This window comes from Microbacterium sp. C448 (genome assembly GCF_000582705.2).
Taxonomy (GTDB): domain Bacteria; phylum Actinomycetota; class Actinomycetes; order Actinomycetales; family Microbacteriaceae; genus Microbacterium; species Microbacterium lacus_A.
The window spans coordinates 1-22927 of sequence record NZ_HG779662.1 but is presented as its reverse complement, the minus strand read 5'-3'; the positions used below and the strand labels follow the sequence as shown (position 1 = coordinate 22927).

The window sequence follows — 22927 nt, the reverse complement described above, 5'->3', positions numbered from 1 at the left end:
GCCACCCGATTCTGACCCGCGCACCTAGAGGCTCAGCTCGCGGCACTACAGGATTCCACGGCACGCACCGTGGCGGATTACCAGGCCGGCGTGGAAGCTCGACGGCGCGCCGAGGAGGAAGCGAGACGACGCGCTGAGGAAGCGGCACGGCGTGCAGCCGAGGCAGCGGCTGCGGCTGGCGGGGGCGGCAGCGGCGGCGGCATGGCAGGACAGATCGGGCGGTCAAGTCCCGTGGCGTGGTGTCATTCCGGTTGCTTCCTGAGGGTGGTGGTCAGGCGGTGAGGGAGAGCTCGGGGCGGGCGGGTTCGGTGTGCTCGTTGAGGGTGCGGATGAGGTTGCGCATGGAGATGTCGGAGAAGTAGCGGCGTTCCCCGTAGCCCCATTCCTCGTGCTGTTCCTGCAGGACGGCGCCGATCAGGCGGGTCACGGAGTCGCGGTCGGGGAAGATCTGCACGACGTCGGCGCGGCGCTTGATCTCTCGGTTGAGGCGTTCAATCGGGTTGTTCGACCAGACCTTCTGCCAATGCTCGCGCGGCAGTGGCGCGAACGCGGTGAGGTCGGGCTCGGCAGCCTCGAGCATGGCTGCGATCTCGGGGAACGAGGCGCGGAGGCTGTCGGTGACGGCTTTGTATTGGGCGAGCACGGCTTCGGTGGTGGTCTGCGCGAAGATCGTCGAGATCAGCGCGTTGACGGGCTTGGAACGGGCCGATCCGATCTTCTGGGTGACGTTGCGGGCGAAATGAACCCGGCAACGCTGCCACCCCGATCCGGGCAGGATCGCCTTGACCGCGGCTTTCAGGCCGGCGTGCGCATCCGAGGTGACCAGGGTCACGCCGAGCGGGTCGGCGTCGGTGGCGACCTTCAACCCGCGGTCGCGCAGGCCGCGGAGGAACTCCGTCCAGAAATCGGTGGTCTCCGCGTCACCCAGCGCCATCCCGAGGATCTCCCGGCGTCCCTCACCGGAGACGCCGGTCGCGACGACGAGGGCCTGGGAGACGACACGGCCGCGGTGGCGGACATCGAGGTAGGTGGCGTCCAGGAACAGGTACGGGAACCAAGTGTGATCGATCCGGCGAGAGAGGAACTCCTGCACGGCTTCGTCGATCTCACTGCAGATCCGCGACACCGTCGACCGGGAGATGCCGGTGTCGTTGCCCAGCGCCCGGATCAGCTGATCGACCTTGCGGGTGGACACCCCGTCGATCCAGGCCTGACAGATCACCGCGTAGAGCGCCTTGTCGACCCGACGACGCGGGTGCAGCAGCGACGGGAAGAACGACCCCTCCCGCAGCTTCGGAATCTGCAGGTCGACCTCCCCGGCCGGAGTGGCGAGGGTCTTCGGGCGGGTGCCGTTACGCCGGGTCGTGCGTTCCGGGGTGCGCTCATGCGGGCCCGCGCCGATCTTCACGGTCGCTTCCGCGTTGATCAGATCTTGCAACCCGGCCTGCAGCATCCGGCGGAACACATCGGAATGGGCGAGGTCGGGATCGTTGAGGACTTCGCCGATCAGGGTCGTCAGGGCAGACTGGTGGTGGGTCATCGTGGGATCTCTGCTTTGCTTCTTGCCGGAAACAACTGGTCACCCCACGGTGGCCCCTCCGTCGTCTACAACGACGAGAACCCCGCGGGAAGTGACACCACGCTATGGGACTCACCCGATCGGGCAGTCGGGTTGGGCGCGACCGTCCGGCGGGCGACCGACATCACGTTACGGAGCGCGCGCGACAATCTGCGAGAACGGTTATTGCACCGGCTATCACTACGGCACTGACATGGCGACGGGCTGCGGGGCTGGCGTTTTTGCGGCGAGTGCGGGTCGTGTTGCATACGCCGGGACATATGGAGCGTTCGGCCAGCACGTCCGCATCGATCATGGCGGTGGCATATTGACGGCATACTCGCACCTTCAGCAGGGCGGGATATTGGTGAGCTACGGGCAACAGGTCGCAGCGGGCCAGTTGGTTGCGCGGGAAGGGAACTCCGGATTGTCGCGGGGTTGCCATTTGCACTTCGAAGTGTGGCGAAACGGGCAACGAATCAACCCGGAACCATTCATGAGCGAGCGCGGCATCTCTATCTGATCTGGCAGCTAGAGGCGGCGGTACCAGCCGACTCACCAGGAATGGAATGTAAGATACCCCGTGGCGGTATAACCGCCGATAATCGGATTCGGCGAAAGGTTTCGCACATGAGCGTGATGCATCTACGCGTCGCCCTCACTCGCCGCGTCGGCTATATCCGCCCCCTTCTTCTCGCGACTCTGGGCGCCGCACTCATCATCGTTGGGCTACTGTCCATGCATGGGATGGGCGGTACCGCCGAACATTCGGTGCCCGCCTCTACTCAGGCACACGCTGTTGGTTCGGAGTCGTTGACGCACGACAAGCCCGCGTCAACGGATCTCGAAGAAACCGCAGGAGACTGCTCATCAATGTGCCCGACAGGGGACATGATGTCCATGCTCGCGTGCGTAGTGGCCCTCATGGTAGGCGCCCTCCTCGTCGGCGTCCGCCCGAAGGCCATGCGCGTCCTCCCGCGGCACCTCATTTCTCCTCGAATAAGCCGCCGTGTCGAAGATAGTGCGCCACCCGAGCCTCCTGACCTGAACGTCCTCTCCATCAGTCGAACGTGAACGGGTAGCTGCCACCACGCAGCCCGCTCTGACCACGGCTTCACCCAACACAAACGACGAACTTTTGAGGACAAGAAATGCGCACTCGATCCACCCTGCTCGCAGCAGGAACAGTTGCCACTGCACTTTTTCTTGCCGGCTGTACCGGCACGAGCATGGACGGCATGGACGGCATGAATGGCAACGAGCCATCGACAGGCATGTCGGCGGAGGCGACGGACGTCGATTTCAACGACGCCGACGTTTCCTTTGCGATGGAAATGATCATGCACCACCAGCAGGCGATAGAAATGTCCGACGTTCTCCTCGCGAAAGACGACGTCGCGCCCGAGGTCATCTCTCTCGCCGAACGCATCAAAGCCTCGCAGCAACCCGAAATCGACACCATGAACGGTTGGCTCGCGTCTTGGGGCCGGGAGACAATGGGTTCCATGGGCTCCATGGACAGCATGGGCGGGATGATGTCGGAAGAGGATATGACCGCTCTCGAAGACGCCTCGGGACCGGCGGCATCTTCGCTGTTCCTCGAGCAGATGATCGTGCACCACGAGGGAGCCATCGAGATGGCGCAAGCGCAGTTGACGGATGGGCAGAACCCGGACGCCGTGGAACTTGCGCAGAAGATCATCAACGATCAGACAGCGGAGATCGCAGAGATGGAGCAGCTGCTCACGCAGCTCTAAGCGCTTCGTGCCCGTAGCCACCTGCCATTACGAGGGGTCGCCGTGAAACTGGCGACCCCTCGCTTACCCCTCTTCGCCAGAAAGCGCTCATGACCCGCACGTCCAAACATCGCTCTCAGCGAGGCGGGAGTCAACAACTCCGCCTCGCTGTCACAGTCGTCATCGCCACGCTGACGCTCGTCGGCTGCAGCAACTCACCCGACGCAACAACACCGGAAGGCATCGCCGAGCTCCAACACGTCCATGGCATAGTCGACAATCCCGACGGAGACGGCATCTTGATCGCGACCCACGCCGGCATTTATGGTCTCGACTCCGTAGACGGAAATGGAGAACTGACCAAGCTTGTCGGCGGATGGGAATTCGATGCAATGGGCATCACCTCGACAGCCGATACTCTCTACGCCTCCGGGCATCCTGGGCCCGCGACACCGGAGGGTTTCGGCAGTCCGAACGTGGGCTTGGTTCAATCGGACGACGGCGCCCTCACCTGGCGGAGCGTGTCGCTTGCCGGGGTAGCGGATTTTCACGACCTGAGTGCCGCGTCTGAGGAATCCGAAACCATATACGGGCTGCAGGGCGAGGCGCTGCGCCGCAGCGACGACGGCGGCCAGACGTGGGTCGACCTTCCCCCCGTGCAGGCCCGCGACATTGTCGTGTCCCCCGGCAGCGGAGGCACGCTAAACGCGACAACGGAAGCGGGGCTGGCGGTGAGTTCTGACGGCGGCGAGAGCTTCGTCACCGACCCCCAGGCGCCCGTGATGTATGTCATCGCCGCCCGGAACGACGGAGGCCTCGTCGGAGTCGACCTCGCTGGCACGGTTCGCTACCAGGACGGACCTTCCGCGGAATGGGTTTCCGGGGGCGCTCTCTCGGGTACGGCGCAGGCGTTCAGCTATCTGGACGAGTTCGGAATGCTTCTCGCGGCCGATGATCGAGGAGTGCTCGCGTCGGAGGATTTCGGTGTGTCATGGGTGACCCTGATCGCGTCGTGAATGCGCGCCTAAGCCGGAGCACCTTTAGCGCACCATTGAACGTTGATAGGGTGAGGAGGACATGATCGCCCCGGTGTCGTCCCGACCCTCGTCAATCTTGTCCGAACGCCTGTTGATAACGAAGATCATTACGAGCGTGGCGCTCGCGTTCTTTCTCATCCTCGGCGCGTGGGTGTCGACTCACTCCGAGCAGGAGGCCGCTGCGCCGGTTCCTGTCGGCGTCGCGCTGATCGATTCACACGTCGAAGCGCCCGCTCCGGCCGTTCAGACGATCGTTAGCACATACTCGGGCACCGATTCCCTATGGGGAATAGCGGTGTGCGCATTTGGAGTGCTGTGCGGGCTTCTTCTCGTGCTGATGGCGACCAATTGGTTCCATTCGCGGGGGCGCCCAACCCACGCCAACGTCGCGCTCGCGATGACCCGCGTACTCCTCCTCGCGCCGCCCCTGCCTCGCAAGGTAGCACTTTCACTTACGCAATTGAGCATTTCTCGAACCTGATACTCGCTGCGCCGTCTTGGTGATGGCGTCTCGCTCCGGCCGTCCGCCGGAGGCATCCGTTTCTATGCCGTTCGCGTGTTGAGTGTGTGGAGTTGCTTCGTGAAAACCCCCGTAAAGGCGACATTGATCGCCATTGCTGTCGCTGTCGTTCTGGTACTTGCCGGAATTATCTATGCCCTCGTGAACCAGAGCGAGCCCTCGGCCCTCACAGGCGACGCCGGGGTTGTCTCGGTGGTGCGCCCCGACTCGCATGTCGTCGACGACGGAGGTGATGGCGCGGTCATTGTCGTGGAGTTCCTGGACTTCGAGTGCGAGGCGTGTGGCGCGTTCTACCCGATCGTGGAAGAAATACGGGAAAAGTTCGACGGCGAGATCACCTACGTCATCCGCTACTTCCCGCTGCCCGGGCACACCAACTCCACGAACGCCGCGCTCGCGGCCGAAGCGGCTGCGCAGCAGGACCAGTTCGAGGCGATGTATCAGCGACTGTTCGAGACTCAAGCCGAATGGGGCGAGTCGCAGGAATCCCGCGCGGATATGTTCAGAGGCTTTGCCGAGGGACTGGGGCTCGACCTCGCCGTCTACGACGCGGCAGTCGCAGACCCAGCCACGCTGGCTCGGGTGCAGTCGGACTTCGACGACGGACGCGCGCTCGGCGTCAGCAGCACCCCCACATTCTTCGTAGACGGGGCACTTCTGGAGCTGCAGCAGTGGAATGACCTCGAAGACACGATCGATCAAGCAGTCAACGGAGCGTCCGACTGAAATCGGCGTGAGCCGAGCCGCAGGCAATCGTAGACGCTCGCCACCGACCTCACGTCTCGACGCGGGCGAGGAATGAAGCGATCGCGATGGCCCGTCAGATCATCGACCGCCCCTGAAAGGAGCGAACCGTGGGCGCAGGACACAGCCACGACATGAGCGAAGCGACCCCCCGCAATAAATTGCTCATCGCATTCTCGATCACCCTGGCGGTGTTCGTGGTCGAAGTGATCGGATCGATCATCACCGGCAGCCTCGCGCTGCTGGTCGATGCGGGGCACATGCTCACCGACGTGATCGGCCTCGCGATGGCGGTTACCGCCGCTAACCTCATGAACCGTCCCCCGTCCGACCGGCACACCTGGGGGCTCCGGCGCGCCGAGGTTCTCAGTGCACTCGCCCAGGCCGCCCTTCTCTTGGGCGTGGGGATCTTCGCTCTCGTCGAAGGAATCCGACGTCTATTCGAGCCGCCCGAGATCGCATCCGGCAGCCTGTTGTTCTTCGGGATCGTCGGCCTGGTCGCGAACATCGCGTCCCTGCTGGTACTGATGAGCGGTCGCACACGCAACCTGAACATGCGCGCCGCGTTCCTCGAGGTCCTCAATGACGCACTCGGCTCGGGCGGTGTCATCGCCAGCGCCATCTTGATCGCCACCCTCGGCTGGTACCAGGCAGACGCCATCGCCGGCATCCTGATCGCCCTCCTGATCATCCCACGCACCTTCATCCTGCTTCGCGCCTCCGGCAGCGTCCTGCTCGAATCCACCCCGCCCGCCCTTGACCTGGCGGAGGTACGCCGACACATCCTCGAACTCCCGCAGGTGGTCGCCGTGCACGACCTGCACGCCTCCCAAGTCTCCACCGACCTCCCGACGCTAACCGCACACGTCGTGGTCGACGACACCCTCACCCCGGAGCAGTCCGCCCGGCTCCTGCGAGCACTCCAGGAATGTGTCGCCGAGCACTTCCCAGTCAGCATCGAGCACGCCACCTTCCAGATCGAACCGCAATCACACCCCGGAGAGCACACCACCCATGCGTAAATCCCGCCGCTACCTCTTTTCCGTCATCGCTGCAGTCCTTCTCGGGTCTGGAATCACGCTCGCGGCGGCAGGCCCGGCGCAGGCGCACGACGACCTCCTGGGCTCCTTCCCGGATGCAGATTCCACGGTCGCTGTCTCGCCGGATGAGATCACCCTGTCATTCAGCGGCGAACTCATCTCTGACATGCAATCAGCGGTCATCGAGGTGACCGCGCCCGGCGGCGAGAACATCGCTACTGACGCCCCGACTGTCAGTGGCACCACGATCACGCAACACCTAGAACCCAACCCCCCGGATGGCGCCTTCACCGTTCTGTGGCGGGTTGTTTCCGGCGACGGCCACCCGATCAGCGGCGAGTACACCTACACGGTCGAACCGATTCAGAGCGACGCGAGCACCCCGGGCGCGGGTGCGACGGAACAAGCGCCCGAACCGTCCATCACCTCCGCCGAGACAACCACCAACACCGGCGGTAGCGAGCCCTTTGGAGGTGTAGCACTCCTGCCGATCCTCGCAGTACTCACCGGGGTCATCATCCTCGGAGCGGGGTTCATCGTGGTGTTCAAGGTCACCCGCGAACGTCGACTCCGCAACGAGGAAGCGGTCGACCGACAGGAGCAGCAGGATTCCGAGCGCACAAGTAAGGACGCGTCCCATGAAAAGTAACCAGGTGCGATTGTTCGCGACGGCATGCATTGTCGCCGCAGCCGTAGTGGTGGTCGATCAGGCAACGAAGGCGGCTGCCATTGGCGGGCTGAGCGAGACGGAGCGGATACCCATCCTGGGTGACTTGCTCGGGCTGCAGCTGGCGTTCAACCCCGGGGCGATCCTCTCCCTCGGCTCCGAAGCAACTTGGCTGCTCACCCTGCTTGGCGCGAGCGCCATGGCGTTCCTTGTCGTCGCCGCAACGCGTGCTCGCAGCGCCGGGTGGGCGGCAGGAATCGGACTGATCCTCGGGGGCGCGCTCGGAAACCTTATCGACCGATTGTTCTCGCCCCCCGGATTCGCACGCGGCGAGGTAACCGACTTTCTCGCGTACGGGAACCTTTTCATCGGCAATCTCGCCGACATCGCCCTCGGCGCCGGCGCGCTCGTTCTCGCCGTGACGCTCTTGAATCGCTCCCGGCGCACCCGCGAAGGCCGTCCCGCGAGCACAGCTGCTGACGAGTCGAACGTGCAGGTGGTTCCGTGAGCGACAAAGCCCGTGTTGCTTCATCCTTTCAACGGAATGCGTTCGCCCCCGGGCTCGTAGCTGCGGCTGTGCTGTTCGTTGCCCCCGTCCTCATGGGAGACGACTGGTTCACCCTGGTGCTGTTCGTCACCGCCATCCTGGCTGCCATCGTGGGATGGTTCTCGATCCAAGCCCGCCAATGGTGGTGGACGCCAGTATTCCTCGCTGTCGCCGTAATCTGGAATCCCGTGTTCCCGCTGCCGTTCGCCGGTCCCGTTTGGGCGGGCGCTCAGCTCTTCGCGGCGGTGGCGTTCCTCGTCGCGGGTGTGCTGATCAAGGTGCCGCGCACATGAGCCTGCGCGAGCGAATCGGCTGGCCCTCCACGGTGCTCGCCATCGCCATAGTGCTCTCGGGATGCGCCGCCAACGACGCTCTCGCGGAGCAGTACCGGGACGGGAGTGAGAAGGGCTACATCTCCGGCGACTTTCAGGTCGTGGAGATCCCGGAGGGCGAGCGCGGCGATCCGGTCGATTTCGAAGGAGTCATCGAGACCGGGGAACCGGTCTCCAGCAGCGACTACAGGGGGGACGTTCTGGTCGTGAACTTCTGGTATGCGGCATGCGGCCCATGCATCGTCGAAGCGCCGCTCCTCGAGGAGGTATGGCAGAACTACCAGAGCGAGGGCGTCGCCTTCCTCGGGGTCAACACCTACGATCAGCCTGCCACCGCTCTGTCCTTCGCCCGGGACAACAACGTCACCTACCCGAGCGTCATCGACGTGAACGATGGAACCGTCAAGCTTGCGTTCGCGCAGGTCACTCCCATCCAGGCCACCCCAACCACACTCGTCCTAGATCGGGACGGGCGGGTCGCCGCCCGGATAATCGGGCAGTTGGCAACCGCATCCATCCTGTCCACCCTCGTCGATGACGCTCTCGCGGAGGACTCTCCGTGAATCCCGGTCAGCTGGTCTTCGATGGCGCCCTGTGGGTAGCGATCCCCATCGCCGTCCTCGCCGGTCTCGTCTCGTTCGTCTCGCCGTGCGTGCTACCTCTCGTGCCTGGCTACCTCGGCTACCTCGGTGGCACCTCGGTAGGTGATGGGGGAGCTGCTGATACTAATCAGCGCACGGCCACTGCGGACCGTGCCCGCATGATCGTGGGAGTGGGTTTGTTCATTGCAGGGTTCACCGTGGTGTTCGTATCCGTGACGATCCTCGGCGGCACATTCGGTTACCTGCTGCTGCAATACGCGAACGTCCTGACCCGCATTTTCGGCGTGGTGGTGATCGCGCTGGGGCTGGTGTTCATCGGCTTCTTCGGGATCGCACAACGCACCCTGCGGCCCCGCGTCCAAGGCCGGGCCGGATTAATCGGTGCACCCCTACTTGGGTTCGCACTCGGTGTCGGGTGGACTCCCTGCATTGGCCCCACGCTGGCAGCGATCCTGTCTATGTCGTGGAACCTCGGCGACCCCGCCCGCGCGGGTCTCCTCGGGCTTGCATACTCAATGGGGCTCGGCATTCCCTTCCTTCTCCTCGCGCTCGGGTGGGGGTGGGCGTCACGCTCGGTGTCGATCCTCCGCCGCCACATCCGCGTCCTGAACATCGTCGGCGGGGCGCTGCTGGTTGTCTTGGGGCTGCTGATGGTGACCGGACTGTGGACCGCGCTGATGTCCACACTGCAGCAGGTGGTGATCAATGTCCCCGCCCCGCTCTGACACCGATAGTGCGGTCGATCCGCTGCGGCCGCCCGATCACGCCGACACCGATCGGGCCGACATCGTCGCCCCCTCTCTCGGGCTGGTCGGGTGGATGCGATGGGCGTGGCGTCAGCTGACCAGTATGCGCACCGCCCTCGTCCTGTTGCTCTTGCTCGCGATCGCCGCCGTTCCGGGATCGCTGTTTCCGCAACGCAGCGCAGACCCGAACGGGGTCATCCAGTGGGAGCGCAACAACCCCGACGTCTTCCCCCTGGCCGACGCAGTCGGCTTGTTCGATGTGTACTCGTCGCCGTGGTTCTCCGCGATCTACCTTCTGCTGTTCGCCTCCCTCATCGGCTGCGTGATCCCGCGCGCGAAGCACCATTACACCGCACTGCGGGCCCAGCCGCCTCGGACCCCTGCTCGGCTTGCCCGACTCCCGGCCTATCAGGAAACAACCCTGCCTGTCGTCGGCGGAAACACAGACGCCATGGGGCTCGCAGTTGACCTCGCGGAACGTCAGATGCGTCGGGCCGGCTATCGCGTGCACCGCTACGATGGTGCGGGCTGGGCGTCGGTGTCGGCCGAACGGGGCTATGTGCGTGAGACCGGCAATCTGGTTTTCCACGTCGCCCTGGTTGGAGTGCTCACCTCGGTCGCCGTGGGCACCGGGTTCGCCTATACCGGACAGCGGGTCGTGGTGGAAGGCACCACGTTCGTCAACGCGCTCAGCGACTATTCCTCGTTCAATCCCGGCCGGTTCGTCGACGGGACCGTGCTCGCACCGTACTCACTCACCCTCGACGATTTCCAGGTCTCGTACCGACTCCCCGGCGCGCCTGGGGCCGGGCAGGCGGGGGACTTCTCTGCGGACGTCACCGTCCGCACACCGGGAGACGACGACCGCGCCGAGAGCGTGCTCGTGAACTACCCGATCACCGTTGATGGCGATCGGGTCTACCTTCTCGGCAACGGCTATGCTCCCACCCTCTCCATCCGCAACTCCGACGGCGAGCTGGTCTACAGCGAGTCGCAGCCGTTCCTTCCGCAGGACTCTGCGATGACCTCTTTGGGGATCATCAAGATCCCGGACGGTCTGCCGGAGCAGGTCGGCCTCGTCGGCTTCTTCTACCCCACGCAAGGCGTACTTCCCTCAGGCGCGTTCACCTCGATCTACCCCGATGTCGCGAATCCGGTCCTCACCCTCAATGTGTTCAGCGGCGATCTCGGCATCGATGACGGGATACCCCGGTCGGTCTACACACTGGATGTCGCCGGGCTCACCCAGCTCACCGGCGCCGACTCCGGCCTGGACTCCCTCGAGCTCACCCCTGGAGGCACCGCTGATTTGCCGAACGGGTGGGGCACCATCACCTGGGAGGACGACACGGAACAGGTCGGCGAGCCGGTGAAACGGTTCGCGTCCCTACAGATCCAGAGGGATCCCAGTGGCGTCTGGGTGCTCGTCTTCTCGATCCTCGCCCTCCTGGGGCTGTTCGCCGGACTGTTCGTCCCGCGCCGACGCCTCTGGGTCAAAGCTCGTCTGATGCCGGACGGGGTTCACGTCGAATATGCCGGTCTCGCGCGGGGAGAGGACCCGGCCCTTTCCCGCGCCGTCAGCGACTTCGCATCTCGACACTCCACCGCTTACACCGACCTGCCGAACGCAGACTCGCGCCGATGACGGACTGGGTCCCCGACGTACCGCCCACTTTTCTGGGGTTTCTCTCCCCTGTCCCTCTACCCTTCCCGCTGCTGCCGCTTATCGCGGCAGCTCTTGCGGTCGTCTACCTCGTAGGCGCGATCCGGATGTGGACGCGGGGCAGGCGCTGGCCGATCTGGCGAACAGTCAGCTTCCTGCTGGGCTGCGTCAGCCTCGCCGCCATCACCGGGCTGGGAGTCGAGGCCTACGGGTACGCGCTGTTCTCGGTGTTCATGTTCCAGCAACTCACGCTCATGATGGCGATCCCACCGCTGTTGGTCCTCGGCTCGCCGGGCACGCTCCTCTTGCGCGCCACCCCTCACCACGGCGCCGGCCGCATTGTCCTCCAGATAGCTCACGCGGGGCTTCGCAGCCGGTTCGCGCGGTGGCTCCTCAGCCCCTGGATCGCGCTGCCGCTCTATCTCTTCGCGTTCTACGGTCTCTACCTGGCCGACTTCGCCGACCTCATCCTCGCTTTGCCCGGAGGTCATCTCGGCCTCGAGGCCGGCTTCCTCATCGCGGGGATTCTGTTCACCATCCCCGTGCTTTCCTCAGACCCGTTGCCCGTGCACCTCAATCACGCGGGACGAGCACTCGACGTCTTCGCGGAAGCCGCGCTGCACGCATTCTTCGGGGTGTTCCTGATGATCGCGGCAAGCCTTCTTATCGACAACTTCGCCGCATCCAGCCTCGCCCTCGGCGTTGACCCCCTCGTAGACCAGAGAATCGCGGGAGGGCTGGCCTGGTCGTACGGAGAAGCACCCACCCTGCTGATGCTCCTCTTCGTCATGCATCGCTGGTACCGCGACGACACCACCCGCGACGCAGCCGCCGCACGATACGCCGACACACACGGCGACCCCGATCTCGACGCCTACAACGCCTACCTCGAAACGCTCCGCAAGAGGGATACCTGACGAATGCTCTCGCTCACCTTCGCCTCTCACCCGACGCGACGCCGACACCGGCGACGGCAGGGTCACCGCTGTCCCGCCCCGAACCCGGCTCACTCCGGCCTCGATCGTCGATGCCTGGCTCACCACCCTCCTGCCGATCAGCGCCGGAGCCGGATTGATCCTTTTCGGATTCACTCACCGTCTTCGCAACCGACCTCGCCCTCACGATTGGAAACAACTCAATGCCCGGAACAGACCCACTTTCCCTCGATGGGATCTCACTGCTGCTGGTGTGGACGGCAATCGCCACCTACTCCCTAGCCTTCATCGCCTTCACCATCGACCTTGCGCAACGTGCCTCGCGCGCCGATACAGCGCACCTCCAGGAGCACCTACCCGCGCTCGTCGCTGTGGGCACAAACGCCCCCCACTCCGGCGTGGCAGACTTCGCCAACACTGCCGCCGCGAAACCAGCAGTCATCGATGACCTGCGGGTGCCGCCAAGACTGCGCCCCCGACTGCTGTGGGCGCGCATCGGCACCGCGCTCACCGTCCTCGGGTTTCTCTTCCACGCGGCGGGCACCGTCTCACGCGGCATCGCGGCCGAGCGGGTTCCGTGGGCGAACATGTACGAATTCGCCCTCACCGGGACGTTGCTGATCGTGGCGGTCTTCCTCCTCGTCCTCCGGTTGTACGACCTGCGTTTCCTGGGTGCATTTCTCCTCGGAATGGTCGTGCTCCTTCTCGGTGGGGCGGCGGTCGCGTTCTACGTGGAGGTCGTCCCGCTGATGGACCCGCTCAAGAGCATCTGGCTGGTGATCCACGTGTTCGTCGCGTCCCTCGCCACAGCACTCTTCGCGATTGCATGCGGAATATCGGTCACGCAGTTGATGCAAGCGCGCCGCGAGACGCGAGACTTGGCTATGTCCGACGATGCCGACATTCCCCGCTCTGGACTTCTGCGCGCACTCCCCAGTTCCGACGCCCTGGAATCGCTGTCCTACCGGTTTGCGATCGTCGGTTTCATGTTCTGGACATTCACGCTCATCGCCGGCGCCATCTGGGCAAACGACTCGTGGGGCCGCTATTGGGGCTTCGACACCAAAGAGGTGTGGACTTTCGTCATCTGGGTGCTCTACGCCGGTTACATCCACGCCCGGGCGACCCGCGGATGGCGGGGCAAGCGTTCCGCCTGGCTGTCCATCATCGGTTTCATGACCGTGCTGTTCAACTTCACCATCGTCAACATCTTCTTCAAGGGCCTGCACTCATACTCGGGCCTCAGTTGATCGGCAGCTTCAGGACGTCGAGGCGAGTGCGGGCTGCGAGGCGGCTGACTCAGTCATGCTGCGAACGAGAGCCGGGCGACGCGCAGCGCGAACGCCGTTCGCGATGACGATCAGCTCGGCTATCTCGTGAACCAGGACGACCCCAGCGAGCCCCATCACCCCGAATAGCGCGAGGGGGAAAAGCACAACGACAATCGCCAGCGCAAGGCCGATGTTGGCCGTCATGATCCGCCGACCGCGTCTCGCGTGCGCCAAGGCAATAGGGATAAGGCGAAGATCGTGGCCCGTGAAGGCGACGTCAGCAGATTCGATCGCCGCCGCGGAACCGCGCACTCCCATGGCGATCCCAACCGTTGCGGTAGCCAGCGCCGGGGCGTCGTTGATGCCGTCACCGACCATCGCGGTCGGATGCGTCGCCACGAGCTCCACGATCGCGTCGGCCTTATCTTTCGGCAGCTGCTCCGCCCGGACTTCGGTAATCCCGGCTTCCTCAGCGATCGCGCGCGCGGTGCGATCGCTGTCACCGGTGAGCATGATCGTGTCGATGCCCTGCGCGTGCAGCATCCGAACGGTCTCTGCCGACTCGGGCCGCAGCTCGTCACGCACCCCAATCAGACCGGCGAGCTGACTGTCTGCTTCGACGACAACAACGGTCATGCCGTGAGCTGCCATCTCTTCCGCGGCGACGCGGAGCCCCCCGGGGTCCAGCCAGCAGGCGTTGCCGACGTGCACGACCCGGTCGCCCACCTGGCCGGTGACACCGTGGCCGGCGTCCTCCACCACGTTCGTCGCGGAGGCGCCTCCCGTTCCGGCTTGGTTGATCGCCGCAGCCAGTGGGTGTGTGCTGGTGGCCTCGACCGCTGCAGCCCAGTCCAACAGCTCCTCGCGGGTAACGCCCGGGGCGGGTCGCACGTCCGCGACAATCGGTCTGTTGCGGGTGAGTGTTCCCGTCTTATCTAGTGCCACGGTACGAATGGTGCCGAGTTGCTCGAACGCCTCGCCGGACTTGATCACCACACCGAACTTTGATGCGGCGCCGATCGCGCTGATCACCGTCACCGGAACCGCGATCGCCAAAGCGCAGGGCGACGCGGCGACGAGGACGACCAGGGCGCGCTCGACCCACGTCCCGGGATCCCCCACGATGAACCCGAAAACGACGATCGCGGCAGCGGCAACCAGCACTACAGGCACTAGGGGGCGCGCGATGCGATCTGCGAGCCGAGCCCGATCTCCTTTCCGGGCATGAGCTTGCTCCACCAAAGCAACGATCTGCGTCAGCGAGTTATCCCGTCCATTCGCAGTCGCCTCGATGCGGAGCGTGGCCGCCCCATTCACCGAACCCGCGGCGACCGTCGCGCCAGGCGCGACATCTACCGGGATGGACTCGCCCGTCACTGCAGACGTGTCCAGACTCGAGCGACCCTCCACGACCACACCGTCCGTCGCGACACGTTCGCCGGCACCCACAACCAGGATGTCGAGTTCGCGCACCTCCGAGGCGGGGATCGTGAGATCGCTGTCAAGGCGCGAGACGCGCGCCGTCTCTGGAATCAGGGATAGTAGCGCGCGCAGGCCCTCCTTTGCGCGGTCCATCGCACGGTCCTCAAGGGCTTCGGCGAGGGAGAACAAGAACGCAAGCGTGGCTGCCTCGCCCACGTGGCCGAGCAGCACAGCCCCGATCGCGGCGATCGTCATCAGCAGTCCCACCCCGAGACGTCCGCGGAGAAGCCGCCGAACAGCGCCGGGAACGAACGTGTACGCGCCCGCCACCAACGCGGCCGACTGCAACGCCAACGCGAGGATGTCGAGCCCAGACCACTTGAAGATGTACCCGACGAGCAGGAACACCCCAGAAAGCACGGAGGGCAGCAGCGCACGATCGCGCCACCAGGCAGGGCGGAGCTCCTCATACTGGTAGCGCCGATTGTTGCTGAGTTGCGTATTCAGCGGCTTCCGACTCTTCTCCCAATGAATGGTGGGGCACTGATCACCAATGATTGATCAGCGCTTGCTGTATAGTTCAGTACATGCTGACTATTGCTTCGCGCCTCGACGTCATGAACCGGCTCGGCCGGGCCATGGCGGACCCGACGCGCTCCCGGATCTTGATGACTCTGCTGAACGCACCGAGCTATCCGGCCGTGCTCTCGCGCGAGTTGGAGCTGACCCGCTCGAACGTCTCGAACCACCTGACGTGCCTGCGTGACTGCGGGATCGTGGTCGCCGAGCCTGAGGGTCGCCAGACGCGCTACGAGATCGCTGACCCGCATCTTGCGGCTGCGCTCGTCGCGCTCGTGGATGTGACGCTGGCGGTCGATGAGCACGCGCCGTGTGTGGACTCGTCGTGCACGGTGCCGGGCTGCTGCGGTACAGGGGCGGACGCGTGAGCGCGGCGTGTAGCTGCGAGCACGAGCCTGCCACTGCGGCGGAGGATGAGACCGAAGAGGTGGAGCGGCCCTGGTGGAGGGACCGTGGGATCATGGTGCCGGTCTTCTCCGGTGTCGCGTTCCTGGCTGGTCTGATCCTTGAATGGTCCGGGCTCGAGATCCCGGCGCTCGTACTGTTCTGGATCGGCCTGCTGCTGGGCGCGTCGACGTTCACTCCTGGCGCGATTCGGAAGCTGTTCAAGGGCAAGCTCGGGATCGGGCTGCTGATGACGATCAGCGCGATCGGCGCGGTCATCCTCGGCTATGTGGAGGAGGCCGCTGCTCTGGCGTTCTTGTACTCGATTGCTGAGGCGCTTGAGGACAAGGCGATGGACCGTGCCCGTGGCGGCCTGCGGGCGCTGCTGAAGCTCGTGCCGGAGACGGCGACCGTGCTGCAGAGCGGCGTCTCTGCGCAGGTGCCGGCGAGGGAGTTGACGGTCGGCCAGGTCATGGTGGTCCGCCCGGGCGAACGGATCGCAACCGACGGGATCGTCCGCTCTGGCCGCTCAAGCCTGGACACCTCGGCGATCACCGGGGAGTCGATCCCCGTCGAGGTCGAGCCCGGGGACGCGGTGTCGGCCGGCGCGATTAACAGCTCCGGCGTGCTGGAGGTCGAGGCGACCGCGGCCGGTACCGATAACTCGCTTACGACGATCGTGGAGTTGGTCGAGAAAGCGCAGACGGAGAAGGGCGAGCGTGCGCGTCTCGCGGACCGGATCGCCCGCCCGCTCGTACCCGGTGTGCTGATTCTCGCAGCGCTCGTCGCGATCATTGGGTCACTGCTGGGCGACCCGGAGGTATGGATCACTCGTGCGCTCGTCGTGCTGGTAGCGGCCTCTCCGTGCGCGCTGGCGATCTCGGTGCCGTTGACGGTCGTTGCCGCGATCGGCGCGGCGAGCAAGTTCGGCGTGATCATCAAGTCCGGCGCGGTCTTCGAGCGCTTCGGCACGGTCCGGCACGTCGCGGTCGACAAGACCGGCACCCTGACCCGTAACGAGCCCGCGGTCACCGCGGTCCTCACTGCGAACGGCATTGCCGAGGAGCAGGCGCTGGCTTGGGCGGCGGCTCTGGAGCAGCACAGCACGCATCCCCTTGCGGCGGCGATCACCGCTGCAGCCCCGGGTGTTCCCGTGGCCGCGGATGTGACCGAGCAGGCCGGGCACGGCATCGACGGCACCGTCGATGGCGCTCGTATCACGGTCGGCAGCCCCCGCTGGCTCGACGCCGGCGAGCTCGGCGACCGGGTTGCAGGGCTTGAGGAGCAGGGCATGACTGTCGTGATCGTGCACCGCGACGAGGCACCGGTCGCGGCGATCGGCGTCCGCGACGAGCTGCGTCCGGAAGTCCCCGAGGTGGTCCGCACGCTTGCGGATCAGGGCGTCGGCATGACGATGCTCACCGGGGACAACGCCCGCACCGCTCGTGCGCTGGCTGCGCAGGCCGGGATCGCTGATGTGCGCGCGGAGCTGCGCCCTGAGGACAAGGCGACCGCGATCGGCGAGTTGTCGAAGGCGGGATCGGTCGCGATGATCGGTGACGGCATCAACGACGCCCCGGCCCTGGCGTCCGCGGACATCGGCATCGCGATGGGAGCGACCGGCTCCGATGCGGCGATCGAGTCTGCGGACGTGGCCTTCACGGGTCATGATCTGCGGCTCATCCCGCGGGCGTTCGATCACGCGCGGCGGGGCCGGCGGATCATCAACCAGAACATCATCCTGTCCCTCCTGATCATCACCGCACTGCTCCCGCTCGCGCTCTTCGGGGTCCTGGGGCTCGCGGCTGTCGTCCTGGTCCACGAGGTCGCGGAGGTCATCGTGATCCTCAACGGCCTGCGCGCCGCACGCACCCGCACACCACGAATGGAAAGCTGATGCTCGCAACCATCGGGTCGGCGATCGGCCTGTTCGCGGCGACCAACATCGACGACATCGTCGTGCTCACCGTGCTGTTCCTCGCCTCCAGCCGGGGAAAGCCGCGACCGTGGCAGATCGTCGCAGGCCAGTACCTCGGGTTCATCACACTCGTCGTGATCAGCGTGATCGCCGCGCTCGGTCTCACGATCGTCCCGGACGAATGGGTCGGCTTCCTGGGTCTGATCCCGCTCGGCATCGGCATCTGGACGCTCATTCGCGGCCTGCGCCGTAACGGCGACGACGATGATGACGACTCCAAGATCACCGCGGTCGGACTATGGGGGGTCGCCGGGATCACGATCGCCAACGGGGCCGACAACATCTCCCTCTACACGCCGATCTTCCGCACCAGCTCGCCCGGCGACGTCGCGGTCATGATCGTCGTGTTCCTGATCCTCGTCGCCGTCTGGTGCGCTGCCGGGCGACTGATCGGCACCCACAAGGCCGTCACCGAAACGCTCGAACGTGTCGAGCACTGGCTCGTCCCCGTCGTGTTCATCGGCCTGGGCCTGTTCATCCTCATTGAATCCGGCGTTATCGTCCGTCTCTTCGAGGCCCTCGCATGACCCCGGACACGAATACCGACGTTGAGTCGGCATCGGCGTCGGGAGAGCGTCCGCAGAGAGGACGCTGGCGGCTCACTGCCTGGGCGCTTCTGATCGCCGTGGTCGTCGTCGTGATCGATCAGGGAACGAAAGTGTGGGCCGAGGCCACCCTGTCGGAGCACGAGCGCATCCCGCTGATCGGCGACCTGTTGGGCCTGCAGCTCGCGTACAACCCCGGCGCGGCGTTCTCCTTCGGGGAGAGCTTCACCTGGGTGTTCGCTCTCATCGCCGTCGCGGCCACGGCCACCGCGATCGTGTTCGCGTTCCGGGTCCGACGCCCCGGGTGGGCGATCGTGATCGGTGCGCTCGGCGGGGCCGCTGCTTCGCACGCCGGCGACCGGCTTTTCCGCCAACCAGGATTCGCCCGGGGGCACGTCGTCGACTTCCTCGCCTACGGCAACTGGTTCATCGGGAACCTCGCCGACATCGTGATCGTCACCGCTACGATTGCCGGAGCGCTCCTGATGCTCCGCGGCACCGAGAACTGAGAGGGCCAACCATGGAGATCACCCTGCAGTACTTCGACGGCTGCCCGAACTGGGAAGTACTCGACCGCCGGCTTGCTGAGCTGCTCGACGGTCGATCAGATATCCGCGTCACACGACAGTTGGTCGAGACCGCCGAGCACGCCGAGCGCCTCGGATTCCACGGGTCACCGACCGTCCTCGTCGACGGCGTCGATCCCTTCGCCGACGAGCACACGCCGGTCGGGCTCGCCTGCCGGGTGTTCCGTACCCCTGCCGGGCTGGGAGGCTCTCCGACCGTCGAGCAACTGCGCGAAGCGATTTCCGGCCCGGCTCTGACGGGTGATGCTTGATCAGGGGTGGGTGGAGCGGAGAGCCGGGTAATCGGACCACTCGCCACCGGCGAGACGCGACCATGAGGCAGCGGATGCCGTCGTGATGCCGAGGAGATCCGAGACGATCCGGGGATGCAGTTGCCGGGTGAGCTCGATGAGCGCTGTCGTGCGGGCGCTCCCGGCAAGCAGGCCTTCGGCGCGAAGGCGACGGCTGAGCGGCCCCGGGGTGAGGTGACGGCCCGGGTTCCGGCCGGGGAACAACCACCCTTCAGGATGGCCCTTTGTGGCATCGACGAGCTCGACGATGGCGTCGCCGAGGATCGCGGGGACCTCGATCGGCTCGGCCCCGACGGTGAGCGTCACGGGCCGCGAGCTCGTGTCGACCTGTGCCCGGGTGATCGTGACGATGCGGGTCAGCTGGATCCCGTAGAGCAGCACGAGGAGACCCGCGGCCCGGGTCTTCGGGTCCATGTCGGCATCGGACAGGAACCTGCGGGCCATCTGCCATCGGTGATCAGAGGCGTAGTCTCGCCCCTCGAGGCGATGGGCTCGAAACTCGACCCGAAGGGTGCTCAGCCGGTGTTTTCGCAGCCAACGAGTGAACGGTGCCAGCGCGTCGCGTTGGCTAGGCGAATCGGTCAGATACGCGTCGAGTAGGCGCTGCGGGAACGTCGCCAGCGTCTCCTGCTGCGCCCGGATCTCCCCGAGGAACGCGGCGCAGTACTTCAGTGCAGCCCTCTGCCTCTGGAAGCCGGAAGCAGGGCTGGACGCGCTGCGCAGTGTCCGAGTGGATCGGAGGAGCTCCCAGGTGCAGTAGCGGCGCAGGATCAGCCGGTCCTCGGGATGGTCGATGCCACCGAGCCAGTCGTTGAGCCAGTGGTCGAAGCGCGTGCCCTCGACGTCGAGCTCCGGCAGCACGCCGGAACGGACCAGCAGTGAGAGGAGGAACGCGACCGACTGTCCCGACCGGGCTCGGGTGATGATCGCCTCGGCGGTGAGCGGCAGGGTCCCGTCCGCGAGCTCGCGGAGCACCATCGCGCACTTGCTCTTGTGCAGCCAGCGTTCGAGCGACGCCGCTTTGCCATGGTGCGTGAGCAGATAGTCAGCAAGCGGGTGGAGATCCTCACGGATCTCTCCCGCATCGTCGGCGAGCAGCTGTTGGATCGCGACGGGCCGGCGGCACTCGACGCAGAGGTGCCGCTGGAGGGGCTCGTGATGGGCACTCGCGCCGGGGACCTGGATCCGGGGGTGCTCCTCGCGCTCGGCCGCGCCGGCGTAGCATGGGATCGGCTGGAGGCGCTGCTCACGCGCGAGAGCGGCCTGCGGGCGCTGGCCGGCACCGAGGACATGCGCGACATCCATGCCGCGGCCGCCGCTGGGGATGCGAGCGCCGCCGCTGCGCTCGACGTCTACCATCCCCGGCTGCGCCACTATCTCGGCGCCTACCTCGCCCAGCTCGGCGGAGCGGACGCGATCGTCTTCACCGGCGGCGTCGGCGAGAACGCCGCCGCGACGCGCGCGGCGGTGGTCTCCGGCATGGCGGGCCTGGGCATCCTGATCGACCCGGCACGCAACGAGGCGAGGGCCGACGGGGCGCGAGCGATCTCGGACCCGAGCTCACCGGTCGCCGTGCTGATCGTTCCCACGGACGAGGAGCTCGAGATCGCCCGGCAGTCGCTCGCAGCGGTCAGCGTCTAGCGGTTCGGTCGACGTCGGAGGAGGCGGTCTCGTTCGTCCGATGCCGTCGGATGACGTTCAAGACGAGGACGGTTGCGAGCACCAGTGCCAGCACGAACATGGTCGCGATGAACCACAGGAAGTCCGAGCCGATCAGGATGTTGCTGATGACGAAGCGTCCGAAGGCGACGAGCACCCCGGCCGCCGTGCCGAGGTAGAGCCACAGCGTGCGGCGGGACAGCAGGGACGCGCCGATGCCCAGCAGCACGATCCCGAACCCCGCGATGAAGCCGCCCCAGGTCGAGAAGACGATCCCGAGCCAGTCCACGAATGCCACTGGCAGCGTGGCGGCGTCGATACCCGTATGCCGGATGTCTTCTGGCAGGAGGGAGGGTCGAAGGAACAGGAAGTAGACCCCGATCCCGAGGGTGAAGACGCCGAGCGCGGTCGTGAGAGCGCCGCCTAGCAGGTCCTTCCGGAGACGTTCCTGAGTGGGCATCCGAGACATCCGTCCTGTTCGACCGTGGGGCGCGTTCTCGCCTGGACCTGTGCCGGTGAGATGTGCCCTGGGCCCCAAGCGTTGCACAGGACATCCCGATCGGGCGAGAGCGGTCAGAGCCGGTCCAGGATGAACTGCACCCGCTCGTCGGCGCTGAGGACCGGAACCCGCACGACCGGCAAGGGCAGCGCTTCGTACACCTGGGTCAGCAGTTCGTGGATGCGCTGCTGGGCGGCGGTGTCCTCGGTGCGGGCGTAGTCGGCGGCCAGGGGCAGCAGGTCGAGGATGAACGTCGTGCGGTAGTCGACGTGCTCGAGCGCGGTGAGCAGGGCGGGGTCGGGCTCGAGATCGAGGAAGCGGTAGTAGGCGAGGGAGTCGGGGACGGCCCGGTCGAGGAACACGGTGGCGTCCGGGTCGAGGGCAGCTTCCTCCGCGAGCTGCATGTCCAGGACGCCGCGCTGGAACTGCCGCTGCTTCGCCCGGACCTCCTCGACGGTGCGGCCGGCGATGCGCTGCAGGTCGAGATAGTGCCGGGCATGCTCGATGGTGGTGGTGTAGCCGCGGTCCCGCAGCAGGTTCACGGTGGTGGTCTTGCCCGAGCTGGGCCCGCCGGTGATGACGTACCAGTTGGTCACGTTCGCCCTTTCGCTCTGCCCGCTCCGGGAATATCCTCTTCACGAAGTACCTTATACCGCTATAGGGTATACGATCGACGTCGGAGGTGGCTGAGATGGCACACGGATACGTGGATGACAAGCAGGCGCTGCTGGCGCGGTTGCGTCGAGCGGAGGGGCAGGTGCGCGGGATCGCGCGGATGGTCGACGAGGACGTGTACTGCATCGACATCCTGACCCAGGTCTCGGCGGCGACGAAGGCGCTGGAGTCGGTCGCGCTGACGCTGCTGGAGGACCATCTCGGGCATTGCGTCGCGCAGGCGACCGCGCAGGGCGGCCCGATCGCGGAGGAGAAGCTCCGCGAGGCGAACGCCGCGATCGCGCGGCTGGTCCGCTCCTAGAACGTTCACACCACACGCATCGACACGCTCACGAAAGGAGCACAACATGACCGGACAAGGATTCCAGGACCTCGGCCTGCAGGCGACGAACGGCGGTGGCTGCGCCTGTTGCGCCCCCACCTCCCACGCCGCCACGGCCAACACCACCGCCTCCGCGACGGCGCAACCGGCATCGGGCGAGGTGTCGGCGCAGTTCCTGGTGGAGGGGATGACGTGCTCGCACTGCTTGCGGAGCGTCACCGAGGAGGTCTCCGCGATCGACGGGGTCTCCGGCGTCGAGGTCGACCTGCACGCCGGCGGCGTGTCCACGGTGACCGTGTCCAGCACCGCCCCGGTGGACGCGGAGCGGGTGCGGGAGGCGGTCGAGGAGGCCGGGTACAGCCTCGCCGCAGCCTCATGAGCACGCTGGACGTCGATCTCGACATCACCGGGATGACCTGCGCGTCGTGCGCGACGCGGGTCGAGCGGAAGCTGAACAAGCTGCCCGGGGTGGAGGCGACGGTCAACTTCGCCACCGAGAAGGCCCGCGTGCACTCGGAGGCCCCGGTGCCGGTGGAGGAGCTGATCGCGGCGGTCGAGCAGGCGGGGTACGGAGCGAGCCTCCCAGCCC

At 65.9% G+C, this 22927-nt stretch carries 29 protein-coding genes; 24 read left to right on the top strand and 5 right to left on the bottom strand.

Annotated elements, in window-relative coordinates:
• Window positions 1–271: 271 nt before the first annotated feature.
• Window positions 272–1540: an IS256 family transposase gene (locus MIC448_RS07380; RefSeq protein WP_036297905.1), complete on the bottom strand. Its 1269-nt coding sequence runs from the start codon at window positions 1538–1540 to the stop codon at window positions 272–274.
• Window position 1541: 1 nt separating this feature from the next.
• Between MIC448_RS07380 and MIC448_RS16700 the strand changes: the two genes are divergently transcribed.
• From MIC448_RS16700 to ccsB, 15 genes are all read left to right on the top strand, one after another.
• Entirely contained in the window at window positions 1542–2081 is a 540-nt protein-coding gene (locus MIC448_RS16700) for a M23 family metallopeptidase (protein ID WP_373457224.1), read from the top strand.
• Window positions 2082–2122: 41 nt separating this feature from the next.
• Window positions 2123–2632 carry a DUF6153 family protein gene (locus MIC448_RS16695; RefSeq protein WP_373457223.1) on the top strand — a complete coding sequence of 170 codons (510 nt, stop codon included), beginning with the start codon at window positions 2123–2125 and terminating at the stop codon, window positions 2630–2632.
• A 77-nt stretch (window positions 2633–2709) separates the two neighbouring features.
• Window positions 2710–3315, top strand: a complete 606-nt coding sequence (locus MIC448_RS07370; protein WP_036297900.1) for a DUF305 domain-containing protein — start codon at window positions 2710–2712, stop codon at window positions 3313–3315.
• An 89-nt stretch (window positions 3316–3404) separates the two neighbouring features.
• The gene (locus MIC448_RS07365) at window positions 3405–4310 is read left to right on the top strand and encodes a hypothetical protein (RefSeq protein WP_051513316.1); all 906 of its coding nucleotides are present in this window, start codon (window positions 3405–3407) and stop codon (window positions 4308–4310) included.
• Window positions 4311–4371: 61 nt separating this feature from the next.
• Complete coding sequence (locus MIC448_RS07360; protein ID WP_036297898.1) at window positions 4372–4812, top strand: hypothetical protein; 441 nt, start codon at window positions 4372–4374, stop codon at window positions 4810–4812.
• Between the two features lie 99 nt (window positions 4813–4911).
• The gene (locus MIC448_RS07355) at window positions 4912–5577 is read left to right on the top strand and encodes a thioredoxin domain-containing protein (protein WP_036297896.1); all 666 of its coding nucleotides are present in this window, start codon (window positions 4912–4914) and stop codon (window positions 5575–5577) included.
• A gap of 128 nt (window positions 5578–5705) precedes the next feature.
• Window positions 5706–6617, top strand: coding sequence for a cation diffusion facilitator family transporter (locus MIC448_RS07350; RefSeq protein WP_036297894.1), 912 nt, complete (start codon window positions 5706–5708; stop codon window positions 6615–6617).
• Window positions 6610–7284: a copper resistance CopC family protein gene (locus MIC448_RS07345; RefSeq protein WP_051513314.1), complete on the top strand. Its 675-nt coding sequence runs from the start codon at window positions 6610–6612 to the stop codon at window positions 7282–7284. Before MIC448_RS07350 ends, MIC448_RS07345 begins: the two co-directional genes overlap by 8 nt.
• The gene (locus MIC448_RS07340) at window positions 7274–7810 is read left to right on the top strand and encodes a signal peptidase II (RefSeq protein WP_036297892.1); all 537 of its coding nucleotides are present in this window, start codon (window positions 7274–7276) and stop codon (window positions 7808–7810) included. Before MIC448_RS07345 ends, MIC448_RS07340 begins: the two co-directional genes overlap by 11 nt.
• A complete protein-coding gene (locus tag MIC448_RS07335) occupies window positions 7807–8142 on the top strand; it encodes a DUF6804 family protein (RefSeq protein ID WP_036297890.1) in 336 nt (111 codons plus the stop codon). The genes MIC448_RS07340 and MIC448_RS07335 overlap by 4 nt, the downstream gene beginning before the upstream one ends.
• Window positions 8139–8744: a TlpA disulfide reductase family protein gene (locus tag MIC448_RS07330; protein WP_036297888.1), complete on the top strand. Its 606-nt coding sequence runs from the start codon at window positions 8139–8141 to the stop codon at window positions 8742–8744. The genes MIC448_RS07335 and MIC448_RS07330 overlap by 4 nt, the downstream gene beginning before the upstream one ends.
• A complete protein-coding gene (locus tag MIC448_RS07325) occupies window positions 8741–9508 on the top strand; it encodes a cytochrome c biogenesis CcdA family protein (RefSeq protein ID WP_036297886.1) in 768 nt (255 codons plus the stop codon). The genes MIC448_RS07330 and MIC448_RS07325 overlap by 4 nt, the downstream gene beginning before the upstream one ends.
• The gene (locus MIC448_RS07320; protein ID WP_036297884.1) at window positions 9489–11174 is read left to right on the top strand and encodes a cytochrome c biogenesis protein ResB; all 1686 of its coding nucleotides are present in this window, start codon (window positions 9489–9491) and stop codon (window positions 11172–11174) included. Before MIC448_RS07325 ends, MIC448_RS07320 begins: the two co-directional genes overlap by 20 nt.
• The gene (locus MIC448_RS07315; protein WP_036297883.1) at window positions 11171–12109 is read left to right on the top strand and encodes a cytochrome c oxidase assembly protein; all 939 of its coding nucleotides are present in this window, start codon (window positions 11171–11173) and stop codon (window positions 12107–12109) included. The genes MIC448_RS07320 and MIC448_RS07315 overlap by 4 nt, the downstream gene beginning before the upstream one ends.
• A 221-nt stretch (window positions 12110–12330) precedes the next feature.
• Window positions 12331–13377, top strand: a complete 1047-nt coding sequence (gene ccsB / locus MIC448_RS07310) for a c-type cytochrome biogenesis protein CcsB (protein WP_036297881.1) — start codon at window positions 12331–12333, stop codon at window positions 13375–13377.
• A 9-nt stretch (window positions 13378–13386) separates the two neighbouring features.
• Here ccsB and MIC448_RS07305 read toward each other — a convergent pair whose 3' ends face one another.
• The gene (locus tag MIC448_RS07305) at window positions 13387–15240 is read right to left on the bottom strand and encodes a cation-translocating P-type ATPase (protein WP_232711474.1); all 1854 of its coding nucleotides are present in this window, start codon (window positions 15238–15240) and stop codon (window positions 13387–13389) included.
• A gap of 167 nt (window positions 15241–15407) precedes the next feature.
• Here MIC448_RS07305 and MIC448_RS07300 point away from each other — a divergent pair, with 167 nt between their 5' ends.
• The 5 genes from MIC448_RS07300 to MIC448_RS07280 are packed head-to-tail and all read left to right on the top strand — an operon-like array spanning window position 15408 to window position 19144.
• Complete coding sequence (locus MIC448_RS07300; RefSeq protein ID WP_036297877.1) at window positions 15408–15767, top strand: helix-turn-helix transcriptional regulator; 360 nt, start codon at window positions 15408–15410, stop codon at window positions 15765–15767.
• Window positions 15764–17680 carry a cation-translocating P-type ATPase gene (locus tag MIC448_RS07295; protein ID WP_036297919.1) on the top strand — a complete coding sequence of 639 codons (1917 nt, stop codon included), beginning with the start codon at window positions 15764–15766 and terminating at the stop codon, window positions 17678–17680. Before MIC448_RS07300 ends, MIC448_RS07295 begins: the two co-directional genes overlap by 4 nt.
• Window positions 17680–18288: a cadmium resistance transporter gene (locus MIC448_RS07290; RefSeq protein WP_036297875.1), complete on the top strand. Its 609-nt coding sequence runs from the start codon at window positions 17680–17682 to the stop codon at window positions 18286–18288. The genes MIC448_RS07295 and MIC448_RS07290 overlap by 1 nt, the downstream gene beginning before the upstream one ends.
• On the top strand, window positions 18285–18815 hold the full coding sequence (locus MIC448_RS07285; RefSeq protein WP_036297873.1) for a signal peptidase II: 531 nt from the start codon (window positions 18285–18287) through the stop codon (window positions 18813–18815). The genes MIC448_RS07290 and MIC448_RS07285 overlap by 4 nt, the downstream gene beginning before the upstream one ends.
• Window positions 18816–18826: 11 nt before the next feature.
• Window positions 18827–19144, top strand: a complete 318-nt coding sequence (locus MIC448_RS07280) for a hypothetical protein (protein ID WP_036297871.1) — start codon at window positions 18827–18829, stop codon at window positions 19142–19144.
• On the opposite strand, the gene MIC448_RS07275 is transcribed toward MIC448_RS07280, so the two are convergent.
• Window positions 19145–20161, bottom strand: a complete 1017-nt coding sequence (locus tag MIC448_RS07275; protein ID WP_081766240.1) for a hypothetical protein — start codon at window positions 20159–20161, stop codon at window positions 19145–19147.
• Window positions 20162–20176: 15 nt separating this feature from the next.
• Between MIC448_RS07275 and MIC448_RS07270 the strand changes: the two genes are divergently transcribed.
• Window positions 20177–20824 (top strand): hypothetical protein, encoded by a 648-nt coding sequence (locus MIC448_RS07270; RefSeq protein WP_243419920.1) that lies wholly within the window; start codon window positions 20177–20179, stop codon window positions 20822–20824.
• On the opposite strand, the gene MIC448_RS07265 is transcribed toward MIC448_RS07270, so the two are convergent.
• Together MIC448_RS07265 and MIC448_RS07260 are read right to left on the bottom strand one after the other, a co-directional pair.
• Entirely contained in the window at window positions 20814–21302 is a 489-nt protein-coding gene (locus MIC448_RS07265; protein WP_081766238.1) for a hypothetical protein, read from the bottom strand. The genes MIC448_RS07270 and MIC448_RS07265 overlap by 11 nt on opposite strands.
• 113 nt (window positions 21303–21415) lie before the next feature.
• Entirely contained in the window at window positions 21416–21937 is a 522-nt protein-coding gene (locus MIC448_RS07260; protein ID WP_021010663.1) for an AAA family ATPase, read from the bottom strand.
• A 95-nt stretch (window positions 21938–22032) separates the two neighbouring features.
• Between MIC448_RS07260 and MIC448_RS07255 the strand changes: the two genes are divergently transcribed.
• From MIC448_RS07255 to MIC448_RS07245, 3 genes are all read left to right on the top strand, one after another.
• On the top strand, window positions 22033–22317 hold the full coding sequence (locus tag MIC448_RS07255) for a metal-sensitive transcriptional regulator (protein WP_036297866.1): 285 nt from the start codon (window positions 22033–22035) through the stop codon (window positions 22315–22317).
• 46 nt (window positions 22318–22363) lie between these two features.
• Window positions 22364–22717: a heavy-metal-associated domain-containing protein gene (locus MIC448_RS07250; protein ID WP_051513309.1), complete on the top strand. Its 354-nt coding sequence runs from the start codon at window positions 22364–22366 to the stop codon at window positions 22715–22717.
• Window positions 22714–22927 (top strand): cation transporter (locus tag MIC448_RS07245; RefSeq protein WP_036297864.1); only part of this gene is annotated, 214 nt, incomplete at its 3' end. The genes MIC448_RS07250 and MIC448_RS07245, both read left to right, overlap by 4 nt.

Excerpts from the sequence above, each read along its gene's own strand:
- MIC448_RS07380 (WP_036297905.1), bottom strand. The coding sequence starts at position 1,540 with ATGACCCACCACCAGTCTGCCCTGACGACCCTGATCGGCGAAGTCCTC.
- MIC448_RS16695 (WP_373457223.1), top strand. The coding sequence starts at position 2,123 with ATGGAATGTAAGATACCCCGTGGCGGTATAACCGCCGATAATCGGATT.
- MIC448_RS07370 (WP_036297900.1), top strand. The coding sequence starts at position 2,710 with ATGCGCACTCGATCCACCCTGCTCGCAGCAGGAACAGTTGCCACTGCA.
- MIC448_RS07365 (WP_051513316.1), top strand. The coding sequence starts at position 3,405 with ATGACCCGCACGTCCAAACATCGCTCTCAGCGAGGCGGGAGTCAACAA.
- MIC448_RS07360 (WP_036297898.1), top strand. The coding sequence starts at position 4,372 with ATGATCGCCCCGGTGTCGTCCCGACCCTCGTCAATCTTGTCCGAACGC.
- MIC448_RS07345 (WP_051513314.1), top strand. The coding sequence starts at position 6,610 with ATGCGTAAATCCCGCCGCTACCTCTTTTCCGTCATCGCTGCAGTCCTT.
- MIC448_RS07340 (WP_036297892.1), top strand. The coding sequence starts at position 7,274 with ATGAAAAGTAACCAGGTGCGATTGTTCGCGACGGCATGCATTGTCGCC.
- MIC448_RS07330 (WP_036297888.1), top strand. The coding sequence starts at position 8,139 with ATGAGCCTGCGCGAGCGAATCGGCTGGCCCTCCACGGTGCTCGCCATC.
- MIC448_RS07320 (WP_036297884.1), top strand. The coding sequence starts at position 9,489 with ATGTCCCCGCCCCGCTCTGACACCGATAGTGCGGTCGATCCGCTGCGG.
- MIC448_RS07315 (WP_036297883.1), top strand. The coding sequence starts at position 11,171 with ATGACGGACTGGGTCCCCGACGTACCGCCCACTTTTCTGGGGTTTCTC.
- ccsB (WP_036297881.1), top strand. The coding sequence starts at position 12,331 with ATGCCCGGAACAGACCCACTTTCCCTCGATGGGATCTCACTGCTGCTG.
- MIC448_RS07300 (WP_036297877.1), top strand. The coding sequence starts at position 15,408 with ATGCTGACTATTGCTTCGCGCCTCGACGTCATGAACCGGCTCGGCCGG.
- MIC448_RS07290 (WP_036297875.1), top strand. The coding sequence starts at position 17,680 with ATGCTCGCAACCATCGGGTCGGCGATCGGCCTGTTCGCGGCGACCAAC.
- MIC448_RS07285 (WP_036297873.1), top strand. The coding sequence starts at position 18,285 with ATGACCCCGGACACGAATACCGACGTTGAGTCGGCATCGGCGTCGGGA.
- MIC448_RS07280 (WP_036297871.1), top strand. The coding sequence starts at position 18,827 with ATGGAGATCACCCTGCAGTACTTCGACGGCTGCCCGAACTGGGAAGTA.
- MIC448_RS07275 (WP_081766240.1), bottom strand. The coding sequence starts at position 20,161 with ATGGTGCTCCGCGAGCTCGCGGACGGGACCCTGCCGCTCACCGCCGAG.
- MIC448_RS07265 (WP_081766238.1), bottom strand. The coding sequence starts at position 21,302 with ATGCCCACTCAGGAACGTCTCCGGAAGGACCTGCTAGGCGGCGCTCTC.
- MIC448_RS07255 (WP_036297866.1), top strand. The coding sequence starts at position 22,033 with ATGGCACACGGATACGTGGATGACAAGCAGGCGCTGCTGGCGCGGTTG.
- MIC448_RS07250 (WP_051513309.1), top strand. The coding sequence starts at position 22,364 with ATGACCGGACAAGGATTCCAGGACCTCGGCCTGCAGGCGACGAACGGC.